This is a genomic window from Streptomyces roseus, assembly GCF_001044425.1.
In the GTDB taxonomy this organism is placed as follows: Bacteria; Actinomycetota; Actinomycetes; order Streptomycetales; family Streptomycetaceae; genus Streptomyces; species Streptomyces roseus.
Genome location: NZ_LFML01000037.1, coordinates 1 through 14290, shown reverse-complemented (window position 1 = coordinate 14290; position 14290 = coordinate 1). Strand labels below are relative to the sequence as shown.

The 14290-nt window shown below is 74.3% G+C and carries 9 protein-coding genes; 7 read left to right on the top strand and 2 right to left on the bottom strand.

The features are described from left to right. Positions 1-89 precede the first annotated feature (89 nt). Positions 90-1862, bottom strand: coding sequence for a serine/threonine-protein kinase (locus ACS04_RS09970; RefSeq protein ID WP_048476189.1), 1773 nt, complete (start codon positions 1860-1862; stop codon positions 90-92). Between the two features lie 451 nt (positions 1863-2313). On the opposite strand from ACS04_RS09970, the gene ACS04_RS09965 reads away from it, so the two are divergent. The 5 genes from ACS04_RS09965 to ACS04_RS09945 all read left to right on the top strand — a co-directional run bounded on the left by ACS04_RS09965 (position 2314) and on the right by ACS04_RS09945 (position 11548). Then, positions 2314-5349, top strand: a complete 3036-nt coding sequence (locus tag ACS04_RS09965) for an FHA domain-containing protein (protein ID WP_048476188.1) — start codon at positions 2314-2316, stop codon at positions 5347-5349. 129 nt (positions 5350-5478) lie between these two features. Further along, positions 5479-6885 carry an ABC transporter substrate-binding protein gene (locus tag ACS04_RS09960; protein WP_078864601.1) on the top strand — a complete coding sequence of 469 codons (1407 nt, stop codon included), beginning with the start codon at positions 5479-5481 and terminating at the stop codon, positions 6883-6885. 4 nt (positions 6886-6889) lie between these two features. Then, positions 6890-8251: a carbohydrate ABC transporter permease gene (locus tag ACS04_RS09955; protein ID WP_048476187.1), complete on the top strand. Its 1362-nt coding sequence runs from the start codon at positions 6890-6892 to the stop codon at positions 8249-8251. Then, a complete protein-coding gene (locus tag ACS04_RS09950; protein WP_048476186.1) occupies positions 8248-9159 on the top strand; it encodes a carbohydrate ABC transporter permease in 912 nt (303 codons plus the stop codon). The genes ACS04_RS09955 and ACS04_RS09950 overlap by 4 nt, the downstream gene beginning before the upstream one ends. Before the next feature lie 136 nt (positions 9160-9295). After that, positions 9296-11548: a bifunctional glycosyltransferase/CDP-glycerol:glycerophosphate glycerophosphotransferase gene (locus ACS04_RS09945; RefSeq protein ID WP_048476185.1), complete on the top strand. Its 2253-nt coding sequence runs from the start codon at positions 9296-9298 to the stop codon at positions 11546-11548. 17 nt (positions 11549-11565) lie between these two features. Here ACS04_RS09945 and ACS04_RS09940 read toward each other — a convergent pair whose 3' ends face one another. After that, positions 11566-12216, bottom strand: a complete 651-nt coding sequence (locus ACS04_RS09940) for a TetR/AcrR family transcriptional regulator (RefSeq protein WP_048476184.1) — start codon at positions 12214-12216, stop codon at positions 11566-11568. Positions 12217-12375: 159 nt separating this feature from the next. Between ACS04_RS09940 and ACS04_RS09935 the strand changes: the two genes are divergently transcribed. Next, positions 12376-13284, top strand: a complete 909-nt coding sequence (locus tag ACS04_RS09935; RefSeq protein WP_048476183.1) for an ABC transporter permease — start codon at positions 12376-12378, stop codon at positions 13282-13284. Between the two features lie 103 nt (positions 13285-13387). Next, the gene (locus ACS04_RS09930; protein WP_048476223.1) at positions 13388-14131 is read left to right on the top strand and encodes an ABC transporter ATP-binding protein; all 744 of its coding nucleotides are present in this window, start codon (positions 13388-13390) and stop codon (positions 14129-14131) included. The last annotated feature ends 159 nt before the right edge of the window (positions 14132-14290 follow it).

Here is a 14290-nt window from a genome sequence, read left to right as displayed (position 1 = left end):
GCCCCGGAACACGGCGACCTTCACTTCTGGGGGCGAAATCACGTCCCAGAAGTCGACAAATCAACAACCCAACGCTTTGGACGCCCGGTTCAGGGCGTGCCGCCGCCCGAGCCGCCGCCCGTGGAGTCGCCGAGGGCGGTGACCCAGTCGACGATGTCGGAGCCCCAGGTCCACAGCTGGTCGAACCAGCCCTTGCCGGTGCCGACCCACTCCTGGAGCGGGGTGAGCTCCCAGACCAGCCAGCCCGCCACCACGAACAGCAGGATCATGACCAGGCAGCCCTTGAGGCAGCCCAGGCCCGGGATCTTGATCGGGTTGGCGCTGCGCGGGCGCGGCTCGCGCGGCTCGCGGCGCTGCGGCGGGGCCTGCGGGGGCTGCTGCTGCGGGGGCTGCTGCCGCTGCGGGGCCTGCCGCTGGGGCGGCTGCTGGTACGGAGGCTGCTGCGGCTGCTGGTAGTGCTGGGGCGGCGGCTGCTGCTGGTAGTACGGCTGCTGCGGAGGCTGCTGGTACGGCGGCTGCTGCTGGTACGGCGGGGGCGGCGGGCCCTGGCGGTACTGAGGGGGCTGCTGGGGCCGCTGCGGCGGCGGGGGCGCCTGCCGCTGCGGGCGCCGGCGCAGCGGGTCCTCGCCCGGGTCGAGGTACTGCATCTGCGTCTGCTCGTTGCGGTCGCGCGCGGCCCGCATCTGGGACTGCCACGGGTGCGGCTGGTCCGGCTGCTGCACCGGGGGCATGACCGAGGTCGGGTCCGCGCCCGGGCCGCCCGGGCCACCGGGGCGGCCCGTGCTCGGCAGCACGGAGGTGGCGTCGGCCGCGCCGACCGGCGGGAGCACGCTGGTCATGCCGTTCGGGTCGTACGCGCCCATCGGCGGGGCGGCGCCGATCCGGCCGGGCAGCACCTGGGTCGCCTCGGCGGCGCCGCCCGCACCCGGGGTCTCGGGGACCGGCGCCGGCGAGGGGTCGGGCGCCAGCAGCGCGCCGACGCCGAGGGCGGCCTCCACCTCGGCGGGGGCGCTGTGCACGCCGATGCCGGAGGCGACCACGCGCAGGCCGCGGGCCAGGTTCTCGGCGCTGGGGCGTTCGTTCGGCTCCTTGCGCAGGCAGCGCTCGATGACGATCCAGAGCGGTTCGGGCACGTTCGGCGGCCGCTGCGGGTCCTCGCTGAGGTGGCGGTGGAGGACTTCGAGGGCGGTGCCGCCGGCGAACGGCGGCCGTCCGGTGACCAGCTCGTAGAGCAGGATGCCGGCGCCGTAGATGTCGACGGCGGAGGTCTGCGGACGCCCCTCGGCGGACTCGGGGGCGACGTACGCGGGCGTGCCGACGAACTCGTGCGTGCGCGTCAGCCCCGGGGAGTCGGCGAGGCGGGCGATGCCGAAGTCGGTGAGCATCGGCTTCATCTGGCCGCCGCGCTCGTCGAGCAGCACGTTGGCGGGCTTCAGGTCGCGGTGGACCACGCCGTCGGCGTGGCTGGCGGCGAGCGCGTCCGCGATCTGGGCGGTCAGCAGGCTCGCGGCGACCGGCGAGAAGGGGCCGTTCTGCCGGATGTACTTGTGCAGGTCCGGACCGTCGATCAGGTCCATGACCAGGGCGAGCAGGTCGCCCTCGACGACGAGGTCGCGGGTGCGCACGATGTTGGGGTGCGTCAGGCGCAGCAGGACCGAGCGCTCGCGCAGGAAGCGCATGACGATGTCCGCGTCCTGGGCCAGCTCCTCCTTGAGGACCTTGATGGCCACGGTCTCGCCGGGCTGCCCGGCGACCGCCGCCTCCGCGCCGGCCGTCTCCCGCTGGCTGGCACGCCAGACGGTGCCCGTGGCGCCGCGTCCGAGCGGCTCTACGAGCAGGTACTTGCTGCCGACTGGCCGCACGTCTCGCGCTCCCTGCTGTCGTCCTGCTGTGGTTCGTTTCGTGGTGCGTTTTTCCGGCCCACTCTAGGGGGTGCCGTCGGGGAAGACGCGGGGCGCCGGAGGTTGGTTGCCGCACATTTGTACGAAGGGTGAGGTTTGAGGGGTATGCCGGAGGTGATTTTCCCCCGCCCGCGTTCCACTTTTCGGCCGGGCCACGCGCCCGGGCGTGTACGCGACATGTGCGGGGGTGTGATCATTCAAGATCATTTATTGCCGGGCGCCGGGCGTGTTGTCGGCGACAGGTGCGAGGATGCACCCGTACGGAACGGCCGGGACGGGAGCCCGCGTTCCGGGCAGACCTGACCGGACGACGCGCCGTGCCGGGTGGGGGGTTGATCGGGGCGGCCATGCCCCGTCGCACCCCTGCCGGGCGCACGCACCGCGCACCGCGCAGAAGGGACCGCTGACGGCGATGCAGATCCGGCTGACCGTCCTTGGGTCGCGCAGCGGCCACCAGACCGCGCCCGCCGGCTGTGACGTGCTCGTCACCGCGCCCGTGGGCACCGCGCTCGCCGCCGTGGCCTCCGGGCTCGCGGCGACCGTCGGCGGCCCCGACACCGGCGGCACGGTCGTGCTGTACGCCGGGACGGAGCGGCTCGACCTCCAGCGGCGGGTGCTCGGCGAGCCGCCGCTCGTCGACGGGGCGGTGCTGGGGCTGGGCGCGCCGGTGCCGGGCGTCCTGCCGGACGGGGACGTCCTGCCCGTCGGGGCGGACGGCGCGCAGCTGCACGTGGTGGCGGGGCCGGACGCGGGCGGGGTGCACCTGCTGCACCCCGGGGCGATCCGGATCGGGCGCTCGGCGGACGCCGATGTCCCGCTGGACGATCCGGACGTGTCGCGGCTGCACTGCGCGGTGACGGTGATGCCGGACGGCCGCGTGGCCGTGGCCGACCTGAACTCCACGAACGGTACGACGGTGGACGGCGCGCCGGTGGGCCCGCAGCCGGTGGCGCTGGCGCCGGGGGCGCTGCTGCGCATCGGCGAATCCACGCTCCGCCTGGCCCCCGACGCCCCGGCCCCCCTCCCCCTGGTCCCGGACCTGGAAGGCCACCTGTCCCTGCCGGCCGGCCAGGGCGGCCCGCGGGCGGGCGCGCCCGGTTCCGCCTCCGGCCGGCCCGGCGAGCCCGACGCACCCGCCCACCCCGAGGCTCCCTCCCCCCACCCCACCCCCTCCCGGACCGGCGCCCCCGCGCACGGCTCCGGGGTACGCCCCGACTCCGACACCAACGGGTCCGGGTGGAGCGGCGCCGCCTCCGGGGTCGGGTCGGGCGCCGGCCTGCACATCGGCGCGCCCGGTACGGGCCGGGCCGGGGCGGAGTACGGCTCCCCCGGCTCCCGCGAGGGCGTCGACGACGCCGGACAGCGGCCGCGCAAGCGCGGGCTCGGCGCCTGGGCCCGCAAATGGGTCCGCGGGGAAGAGGATCCGGGGTACGAGGGCGCCGCCGCCGAAGCCGTCCCGGCCGCCGCACCCGACGCCGACGATCCCGCCGCTCTGCTGCTCGCCGCGCTCGGGCCCACCCGGCGGCTGTGGTCCCGGGGCCCGGGGCGGCTCGACGTCGGGCTCGGGGCCGGCAGCCGGATCGCGTTCCAGGAGGTCGGCGCCCTCGGCATCGCCGGTCCCCGCGCCCGGCTGACCGGCGTCGCCCGTTGCGTGATCGCCCAGCTCGCCGCCCTGCACGGGCCCGGCGAGCTGGAGATCGTCCTCCTCGCCGCCGACCGCGCCCGCGCCCTCCCCGAGCGGCGCGCCGACTGGGGCTGGCTCGGCTGGCTGCCGCACGTACGGCCCGCGCACGGCCAGGACTGCCGCCTGCTCCTCGCGTACGACCGCGACCAGGCGGCCGCCCGGACCGCCGAGCTGACCCGCCGCCTCGACGAGAGCCCCCTCGGCGGGAGACCCCTCGGCGAGGGCTCCCCGGGCGAGGCCCACCCGGGCCCGTACACGCTCGTCGTCGTCGACGGCGATCCCGGCGCCGCCGCGCTGCACGACATCACCGGCCGGCTCGCCGCGCACGGCCCGGCCGCCGGTATCCACCTCCTCGTGCTCGCCGAGGCACCGGCCGCCACGCCCGCCTCCCCGCTCGCCGAGACGTACGAGGCCGCCTGCGCGAGCGTCCCCGCCTTCCGGACCTGTGGCGCGGTCGCCCTGCTCAGCGGTGATGTGGCCACCACCGTACGGACGTTCACGGTGACCGGCGGCAAGCCGTCCCCGCCCGGGACCACCGCCACCGCCGATGCCGTCTCCGCCGCCTGGGCCGAGCGTTTCGCCCGCTCCCTCGCCCCGCTGCGCGCCGAGCCCTCCCCCTCCGGACCCCGCCAGGCCGTCGCCGCAGCCCTCCCGAACACCGCCCGCCTGCTGGACGAGCTGGGACTGGCCCGGGCCACCCCGGCCTCCCTGATGGCCCGCTGGGCCGCCGCCACCGACCAGGGGCAGGGCGTCGGCGGCCGCGCCGAGCTCGTGCTCGGCAGCGGACGGCGCGGCCCGGTCGGCGCCGAGCTGGTCCAGGACGGCCCGCACCTGCTCGTCGAGGGGCCCGCCGGCAGCGGCCGTACGGAGCTGCTGCGCTCGGTGGCCGCCTCCCTCGCCGCGGCCGCCCGCCCCGACCGGCTCGGGCTGCTGCTCCTCGACGGGGCCGGCGGCGAGCGCGGCGACGGGCTCCGGCCGTGCACCGAGCTCCCGCACGTCTGCGCCCACCTCGTGGCCTGCGACCCCCTGCGCATGCGGGAGTTCGCCCAAGCCCTGGGGGCCGAGCTGAAACGGCGCGCCGAGCTCCTGGACGGCGCCGCGTTCGCCGAGTGGCACGCCCGGCGGGAGGTCTCCGACCGGATGGTCGCACCCCGCCAGCCCAGCCCCGGCGAGCTGCTCGGCGACCTCGATTCCCAGCGCACCGGCACGCTGCGGCTGCGCGCCTCCGCCGTGCGCGCCGACCCGCCCGGCCCCAGCCCCCTGCCCAGACTGGTGGTGCTGGTGGACGACTTCGACGCGCTGGTCGCGCCGGGGCTCGGCAGCGCGGGCCGCCCCGCCGCCGGGTCCGTCGTACGGGCGCTGGAGGCGGTGGCCCGCGACGGCGCCCGGCTCGGGGTGCACCTGGTGGCCACCAGCGCCCGCCCCGACCGTACGGCCGACACCGAGCTGGCCCGGACGAACCCGCTGCGGATCGAGCTGGACGCTCCCGACCAGCCGGGCCCCGGCCGCGGCCGGCTGCGCTACCGCGACGGGCGGACGGTCCCCTTCCAGGGCGGCCGGGTGACCGGCCGGATCCCGCGGACGGCGACGCAGCGGCCGACGGTGGTCCCGGTGGAGTGGGAGCGGATGGGTGATCCCCCGGCCCGCCGGCCGGTGCGCGAGCTGGGCAACGGCCCCACCGACCTGGCGCTGCTGGCGAGCGCCCTGGACCGGGCCTCGCACCTGGTCTCGGCGATACCCGTGCTGTTCCCGCCCGCGCCCTGAACCCGCCCGCGGGCGCGCGGCGCGGTTCGACGCGGTATTGCGGGGGTACGCGGCTCGGCGTAGACCTTGTGGGGCGAGTCACACGACAGGTCACACCACGGGCACACCACGGGCATCGGGGGCAGAGCCATGCGCAGGCAGGGAACGGGCCGGACGAAGGACGGTAGCCGCACCGGCGGCCGGAGAAGGAGCCGCACGGTCGCCTGGACGGCCCTGGCGGCCGTGGGCGCGCTCGCGCTCGGCGCGTGCGGGGGCGGGGACGGGAAGTCCGACCCGCCGCAGGGCGCCGAGTCGTCCCCGCAGGCGAGGCCGCCGGTGGCGTTACCGCGTCTGGACGGCGAGAAGCTGGAGGTCGCGGCGGTCTGGACGGGTCCGGAGCAGGCGAACTTCACGAAGGTCCTCAAGGAGTTCGAGAAGCGGACCGGTGCCACGGTCACCTTCGTCCCGGCCCAGGACCCGATCGTCACCTTCCTCGGTACGAAGATCGCGGGCGGCCAGCCGCCGGACGTGGCGCTGCTCCCGCAGGTGGGCGCCCTGACCGCGGCCGTGCAGAACAAGTGGGTCCAGCCGGTCGGGCCGGAGGCCAAGGCGCAGCTCGACGCGAACTACGCGGACGGCTGGAAGAAGCTGGGCGCGGTCGGCGGCACCCAGTACGGCGTGTACTACAAGGCCGCCAACAAGTCGCTGATCTGGTACAACGCGAAGGCCTTCAAGGCGGCGGGCGTGGAGCCCCCCAAGACCTGGAAGGAACTGGTGCAGGCGGCCGACACGCTCTCCGCCTCCGGCACCCCGGCCGTCTCGGTGGCCGGCGCGGACGGCTGGACGCTCACCGACTGGTTCGAGAACGTCTACCTCTCCCAGGCGGGTCCGCAGAAGTACGACCAGCTGGCCAAGCACGAGATCAAGTGGACGGACGAGAGCGTCAAGCAGGCGCTGACCACGCTCGGCGAGCTGTTCGGGCGCAAGGACTTTCTGGCGGGCGGGGCGAGCGGGGCGCTGGCCACCGAGTTCCCGAAGTCGGTGACGCAGACCTTCACCGGGGGCGACCGTCCGGCGGGCGCGATGGTGTTCGAGGGCGACTTCGTGGCGGTGAACATCGCGCAGACGGAGGCGAAGGTCGGCCAGGACGCCCTCGTCTTCAACTTCCCGGCGGTCGGCGCCAAGCCGCCCGTGATCTCGGGCGGTGACGTGGCGGTCGCGCTGAAGCCGTCGAAGGGCGCGCAGGCGCTGCTGACGTTCCTGGCGTCCCCGGACGCGGGCGAGATCCAGGCCCGCGAGGGCGGGTTCATCTCCGCGAACAAGGCGGTGGACCCGGGCGCCTATCCGAACCCCATCCAGCGGGACATCGCCAAGGCCCTGATCGCGGCGGGCGACGACTTCCGCTTCGACATGTCGGACCAGGCCCCGGCGGCGTTCGGCGGGACCCCGGGGGCCGGCGAGTGGAAGGCGCTCCAGGACTTCCTGGCGAACCCGTCGGACGTGGCGGGTACACAGGCCAGACTGGAGGCGGACGCGGCCAAGGCCTACGGGAACTGAACCGGTGACCGCCAAGGCCGCCAAGGCCGCCACGCCCACCGGGGCCATACCGGCCACGCCCGCACGGTCCGCGGAGACCCGGCGCCGCCGCCTCGTCGCGGCGGCGTTCCTCCTGCCCGCCCTGGTGCTGCTCGGCGCGCTCGTCGTGCACCCGATCGGCTACTCCCTCTACCGCAGCTTCTTCGACCGCTCCGGCGACACCTTCGTGGGCGGCGCCAACTACGGCGAGATCCTGCACGACGACACGATCCGTACGGCCCTGAGGAACACGGCGCTGTGGGTGGTGCTGGCCCCGACCACCGCCACCGCCCTCGGCCTGATCTTCGCGGTGCTGACCGAACGGGTGCGCTGGGGAACGGCCTTCAAGCTGCTCGTGTTCATGCCGATGGCCATCTCGATGCTGGCCGCCGGCATCATCTTCCGGCTCGTGTACGACCACGACCCCCACCGGGGCATCGCCAACGCGGTCTGGGTCGGGGTGCACGACACGTTCGCCGAGTCCTCGGCCTTCCCCAAGGCCCGCCCGGGCCGCGACTCCCCGCTGGTCCCGGCCTCGGGGGCCGACGCGGGCGGCTTCACGACCCGTGATCCCGTACGGGCGGGGGTGCCGGTGCTGCTCCCGCTGGTCGGGGTGGCCCCGGAGGACCTGCCCGGGGGGACCCGTACGGCCCGCCCCGCGGCCGCCGAACCCGGCAAGGTCACCGGGACGGTCTGGCAGGACTTCACCCGGGGCGGGGGCGGCCGTACGAACGCGGTGGACCCCACCGAGTCGGGCCTGGCCGGGATCCGGGTCGAGGCGGTCAAGGACGGCCGGGTGGTCGACTCGGCGTCGGCCCGCCCCGACGGCACGTTCACCCTGTCCGCGAAGGCGGACGGGGCGGTGCTGCGGCTGCCCGCGGCGAACTTCCGCGAGGCGTACGCGGGGGTGGAGTGGCTCGGCCCGACGCTGGTGACCCCGGCGGTGATCGGGGCGTACGTGTGGATGTGGGCCGGGTTCGCGATGGTGCTGATCGGGGCCGGGCTGGCCGCCGTACCGCGTGAGCTGCTGGAGGCGGCGCGGGTGGACGGGGCGAACGAGTGGCAGGTGTTCCGCCGGGTCACCGTGCCGCTGCTGGCGCCGCTGCTGGCGGTGGTCCTCGTCACCCTCGTCATCAACGTCATGAAGATCTTCGACCTGGTCTTCGTGATCGCGCCGGGCTCGGTGCAGGACGACGCGAACGTCCTGGCCCTCCAGCTGTACCGGACCTCCTTCGGCACCGACGCCGACCCGGGGCTGGGCAGCGCCATCGCGGTGCTGCTGCTGGTGCTGGTCCTCCCGGTCATGCTCTACAACATCCGCAGGCTGCGGAAGGAGGGGGCCCGATGAGCGCCGCCGCGCAGGCCCGCCCGGAGGAACGTGCCGGAGCGCGTCCCGCTCCGCGCGCCGGTGCCAGGGCCGGCAAGCTGGCCGCGGGGGCCGCGGCCGGGGCCGTCCGTGTCTTCCTGGTCCTGGCCGCGCTGTTCTGGCTGATGCCCACGCTCGGGCTGCTGATCTCCTCGTTCCTCTCCCCCACCGACCTGAACAAGGGCGGCTGGTGGCAGGCGCTGACCGCCCCGACCCGGCTGACGGCCGACAACTACGAGCGGCTGCTGGCCAACGACACCATCACCGGTGCGCTGCTCAGCACCGTGGCCATCGCGGTCCCGGCGACCCTGCTCGTGGTCGCGCTGGGCTCGCTCGCCGGATACGCCTTCGCCTGGCTGGAGTTCCCCGGCCGGGACTGGCTGTTCCTGGTCGTGGTCGGGCTGCTGGTCGTCCCCGTGCAGGTGGCGCTGATCCCGGTCTCCGAACTCTTCGGCGCCATCGGCCTGTTCGAGACCACGGCGGGCGTGGTCCTGTTCCACACCGCGTTCGGGCTGCCGTTCGCCGTCTTCCTGCTGCGCAACTTCTTCGCGGAGATCCCGCGCGAGCTGCTGGAGGCGGCCCGCCTGGACGGGGCGGGCGAACTGCGGCTGTTCGCCCGGGTGGTGCTGCCGCTGGGCGGCCCGGCGATCGCCTCGCTCGGCATCTTCCAGTTCCTGTGGGTGTGGAACGACATGCTGGTCGCGCTGGTGTTCGCGGACTCGGCGAACCCGCCGATCACGGTCGCGCTCCAGCAGCAGGTGCGGCAGTTCGGCAACAACATCGACGTACTGGCTCCCGGCGCGTTCCTGTCGATGATCGTCCCGCTCGTCGTCTTCTTCGCGTTCCAGCGGCAGTTCGTCACGGGGGTGATGGCCGGAGCGGTCAAGTAGCGCACAGCGGGCCGATCATGGTGGTTGACGTGCGGCGTTGACGCTGGGTAACCCGAATGCCACACGCTGCGTAACCCGATCGCCACGCGGGGGTTGCTGGGGGAGCCACATGCCCGCGCCGACCCCTGGATGTCCCGTGCCCCGGTTCAGCGTCATCGTGCCCGCGTACAAGGTTCAGGCGTACCTCCAGGAGAGTCTGGACTCGGTCCTGTCCCAGTCGTTCCCGGATCTGGAACTGATCGCGGTCGACGACGCCTCCCCGGACGCCTGCGGCGCGATCATCGACGAGTACGCGGCCCGGGACCCCCGGGTGACCGCCGTGCACCTGGCGCACAACCTCGGCCTGGGCCCGGCCCGCAACGCGGGTCTGGCCCGGGCCACCGGCGACTACCTGGTCTTCCTCGACGGCGACGACACCCTCGCCCCCGGCGCCCTCCAGGCACTCACCGACCGCCTCAAGGACACCGGCTCCCCCGACGTCCTCGTCTACGACTACGCGCGCACCTTCTGGACCGGGGAGCTCGTGCGCAACCGCCTCGCGCACCGGCTGTCCGAGGAGGGCCCCGCCAGCTTCCGGCTCGCCGACCGCCCGGCCCTGCTCGGCATGCTGATGGTCGTCTGGAACAAGGCGTACCGCCGCGAGTACGTGGAGCGCGAGGGCCTGCGGTTCCCGCCCGGCCTCTACGAGGACACCCCCTGGACCTACCCGGCGCTGCTGGCCGCCGAGTCCATCGCCGTCCTCGACCGGGTCTGCGTCCACTACCGCCAGCGGCGCACCGGCTCGATCCTGACCACGACCACCCGCCGCCACCTGGACGTCTTCGACCAGTACGACCGGGTCTTCGGCCATCTCGCCAGCCGCCCCGAGCTGGAGCGCTGGCGCCCCGCCGTGCACCGGCGGATGGCCGAGCACTTCTGCGCCCTGTACGCCGATCCGCGCCGCCTCCCGCGCGCCTGCCGGGCCGAGTTCTTCCGGCGGGCCGCCACGCTGCTGCGCCGGTACCGCAGCGCCGGCTCGCCCCCGCCCTCCCTCACGCGCACCGACCGGATCCGCCACCTGCTGATGCGGCTCGGCGCGCGCCGTACGTACGGCACGCTGTCGGTGCTGCGCTCGGCCGCGCTGGCGGCGGGGCGGGCGGGGGTCGCGCTGGGGCGCGGGCTGCGCGAGAGCGCGCTGCGGCTGCACTACCGATGCCAGCGGCTGCTGCCGCTGCGCCCGGAGCTGGCGGTCTTCTCCGCGTACTGGCACGGCGGCTACGCCTGCAACCCGGCGGCAATCGAGGCCAAACTGCGCGAGCTCGCCCCGCGCATGCGGACGGCGTGGATCTGCGATCCCCGGCACGCGGCGACGCTCCCGGCGCAGACGGCCGCGCTCCGCCCGGGCTCGGCGGCGTACTGGACGGCCCTGGCGCGGGCCACGTACCTCACCACGAACGTCAACTTCGAGCGCGCCCTGGTCAAGCGGCCGGGCCAGGTCCTGCTCCAGACGCAGCACGGCACCCCGCTCAAGCGGGTCGGTCTGGACCTCCAGGACCGCCCGGCCGCCACCCCGACGACGGACTTCGCGGGGCTGCTGCGCGGCGCGGACCAGTGGGACTACCTGCTGTCCGCGAACCGCCACTCCACCCTGGTGTGGGAGCGGGCGGTCCCGTCCTCGTACACGACGCTGGAGTACGGCTACCCGCGCAACGACGCCTTCCACCGGGCCACCCTGGACGACGTGGTGGCGCTGCGCGAACGCCTGGGCATCCCGCCCGGGTCGACGGCGGTCCTGTACGCGCCGACCCACCGCGACTACCGGCGCAGCCGGCCCGAACACCTGGACTTCGAGCGGTTGCTGCGGGACCTGGGTCCGCGCTTCACGATCCTGGCCCGTACGCACCTGACGTACGCGGACGCGCCCGGTGAGCCGGTGCGCCACGCGCGGCTGGTCGACGTCTCCGCGTACCCGTCGGTGGAGGAACTCTGCCTGGCCTCGGACGCGTTGGTGACGGACTACTCCTCGCTGATGTTCGATTACGCGGCCCTCGACCGGCCGATCGTGATCCACGCGGACGACTGGGAGGCGTACGAGGCCGCCCGCGGCACGTACTTCGACCTGCGGACCTGTCCGCCCGGGGCGATCGCCCGCACGGAGGACGAGCTGGTGGACATCTTCACGACGGGCCATTGGCAGGGCTCGCGCTCGGCGCAGCTGCGCGCGGCGTTCCGATCCCGCTTCTGCTCGTACGACGACGGCCACGCGGCGGAGCGGGTGGTGCGCCGGGTCTTCCTGAACGATCCGGAGCCCACCCCGCCGGTCATCCCCCTGGCCGAGCGCACCCCGGCCCCGACGGCGCCGCCCCTGACCCGGGAACCCACCCTGACCGCCGGCCTCCGGCCCTGGTAGTGCTTTGTTGGCCGGTGTCAGGCAGAAGCGGCGGTCAGCCCCGCGACCACGGACCTGGCCAGGTCGTCCAGGTACTCCGTCGGCACGGCCTCCCGCACCACCACCTGCCGCCAATAGAGCGGGCCGATCGCCAGGTCGAGCGCCCGCCCCGGGTCCGTACCCTCCGCCAGCTCTCCGCGCGCCACCGCCTCGGAGACGATCCCCTGCGCCATGCGCCGCTCCCCCTCCAACAGCGCGCCGCGTACCGCGTCGGCGATCTCCGGGTTCCGCGCGGCCTCCACCAGGAGGTCGGGGATCACCGCCGAGGCCACCGGGTGCCGCAGCACGTGTGACATCACCTCCAGCAGCGCCCGTACGTCGCCGTACAGCGAGCCCGTGGCCGGCACCGGCAGGCCGTCCACCGCGAAGGCCCCCACCAGGTCCAGCACCAGGTGCAGCTTCGACTTCCAGCGCCGGTACACGGCCGTCTTGCCGACTCCGGCCCGCCGCGCGATCCCCTCGATCGACATCCGCGAGAACCCGACCGCGGCCAGCTCGTCCAGCACCGCGGCCCGGATCGCCTCCGTCACGTCCTCGCGCAGGACGGCGGCCCCGGCAGGGGCGCGGCGGGCGGCGGCGGGAGCGGGAGCGGGGCCGGGGGCTGTGGTGGCGGGGTCCGTGGTGGTCATGCACCGAGCATAGCCGCGCACGCCGTCACCCACCCGTCACGACGATACGGTTGCGTTCCGTCGCACGCCCCCCTAATCTCGCCGTAGCGACGATACGGGTCCGTCCCATCGTCAGCCTCCAGCCTGCCGACGCCCTGACCCCGTCGAAAGCGACCCCCCGTGACAGTGACCACCCACCCCGCCGCACCGGCGGCGACCTCGGCCGCGCTCGCCGACCTGGCGGCGGCCCACGGCCTGACCGTCAGCGGCGCCCGCCCTTCACTGCCGAGTTACGTGCGCCAGCTCTGGGGCCGGCGCCACTTCGTGACCGCGTACGCAACCGCCCGGATGCACGCCACGTACAGCACGGCCAAGCTGGGCCAGGTCTGGCACCTGGTGACCCCGCTGCTCAACGCCGCCGTCTACTACTTCATCTTCGGGATCGTCCTCGACGCCAGCCACGGCGTGAGCGACTACATCCCGTTCCTGATCACCGGCGTCTTCGTCTGGGACTTCATCGGCAGCTCCATCAACGCCTCCACCCGCGCCGTCCACAGCAACCTCGGCCTGGTCCGCGCCCTGCACTTCCCGCGCGCCAGCCTCCCCCTGTCGACGGTCGCCCAGCTGTTCCAGCAGCTGCTGGTGACCATGGGCGCGCTCGTCCTGCTCCTGCTCGCCCTCGGTCAGACCCCGGGCCCCAGGTGGCTGCTGGCCGCGCCCGCCCTGGCGCTGATGGCCGTCTTCTGCGCCGGCTTCGCCATGGTCATGGCCCGGATCGGCAGCAAGAACCCGGACGTCAGCCAGCTGATGCCCTTCGTCCTGCGTACCTGGATGTACTCGTCCGGGGTCATGTGGTCGATCGACTCGATGCTCAAGAAGGACCACCTCGCGCACTGGGTGACCGTCCTGCTCAAGACCAACCCGGCGGCCGTCTACATCGACCTGATGCGCTACGCGCTGATCGACGGCTTCGACGCGCACGCGCTGCCGCACCACGTATGGGCGATCGCCGCCGGCTGGGCGCTGCTCGCGGGCGTCGGCGGATTCATCTACTTCTGGAAGGCCGAGGAGGAGTACGGCCGTGGCTGACACCCGAACCGCATCCACATCCACATCCGCACCCGCACCCGCACCCGCGACCCCGCCGGCCGCGGCGCTCCCCGGCCCCCGCGACACCCGGACCCCGACCGTCATCGCCGACGACGTCCACGTCGTCTACAAGGTGAACGGCGCGGGCGCCCGCAAGGGCGGCGCCACCGCCGCACTGAGCCGGCTCTTCACCCGGGGGCCCGCCCCCGGCATGCGCGAGGTCCACGCCGTCAAGGGCGTCACCTTCGTCGCGTACAAGGGCGAGGCGATCGGCCTGATCGGCACCAACGGCTCCGGCAAGTCCACCCTGCTCTCCGCGATCGCCGGCCTCCAGCCCGTGGCCCGCGGCAGGATCTACTCCCACGGCCAGCCCTCCCTCCTCGGCGTGAACGCGGCCCTCATGAACGACCTGACCGGCGAGCGCAACGTCGTCCTCGGCGGCCTCGCGATGGGCATGTCCAAGCAGCAGATCCGCGAGCGCTACCAGAGCATCGTCGACTTCTCCGGCATCAACGAGAAGGGCGACTTCATCTCCCTGCCCATGCGGACGTACTCCTCCGGCATGGGAGCCCGGCTGCGCTTCTCCATCGCCGCCGCCAAGGACCATGACGTCCTCATGATCGACGAGGCCCTCGCCACCGGCGACGCCGCCTTCCAGCGCCGCAGCCAGGCCCGCATCGAGGAGCTCCGCGAGCAGGCCGGCACCGTCTTCCTGGTCAGCCACGGCATCGGCACGGTCCGCGAGACCTGCGACCGGGCGATCTGGCTGGAGGCCGGCGTACTGCGCATGGACGGCCCCGCCGACGAGGTCTGCGACGCGTACGAGCGGTTCACCTCGGGCCGCTGACGCGCAGGCCCCCACGCGAAGGGGCGGCCCCGGGACCATCGGGTCCCGGGGCCGCCCCTTCGTCAACGCCCCGCGGGGACTAGACGAGTAAGTCCGAAGTGCTCGGGTCAGTGGTCGTAGGCGATCAGCGAGCGGGTGGTGGGTGTTCCCGTGTGCCGG

What these genes read in the sequence shown, in the direction of transcription:
- ACS04_RS09965 (WP_048476188.1), top strand. Translation starts at nt 2,314, where the DNA reads ATGCAGATCCGGCTGACCGTCCTTGGGTCGCGCAGCGGCCACCAGACC.
- ACS04_RS09960 (WP_078864601.1), top strand. Translation starts at nt 5,479, where the DNA reads ATGCGCAGGCAGGGAACGGGCCGGACGAAGGACGGTAGCCGCACCGGC.
- ACS04_RS09950 (WP_048476186.1), top strand. Translation starts at nt 8,248, where the DNA reads ATGAGCGCCGCCGCGCAGGCCCGCCCGGAGGAACGTGCCGGAGCGCGT.
- ACS04_RS09940 (WP_048476184.1), bottom strand. Translation starts at nt 12,216, where the DNA reads ATGACCACCACGGACCCCGCCACCACAGCCCCCGGCCCCGCTCCCGCT.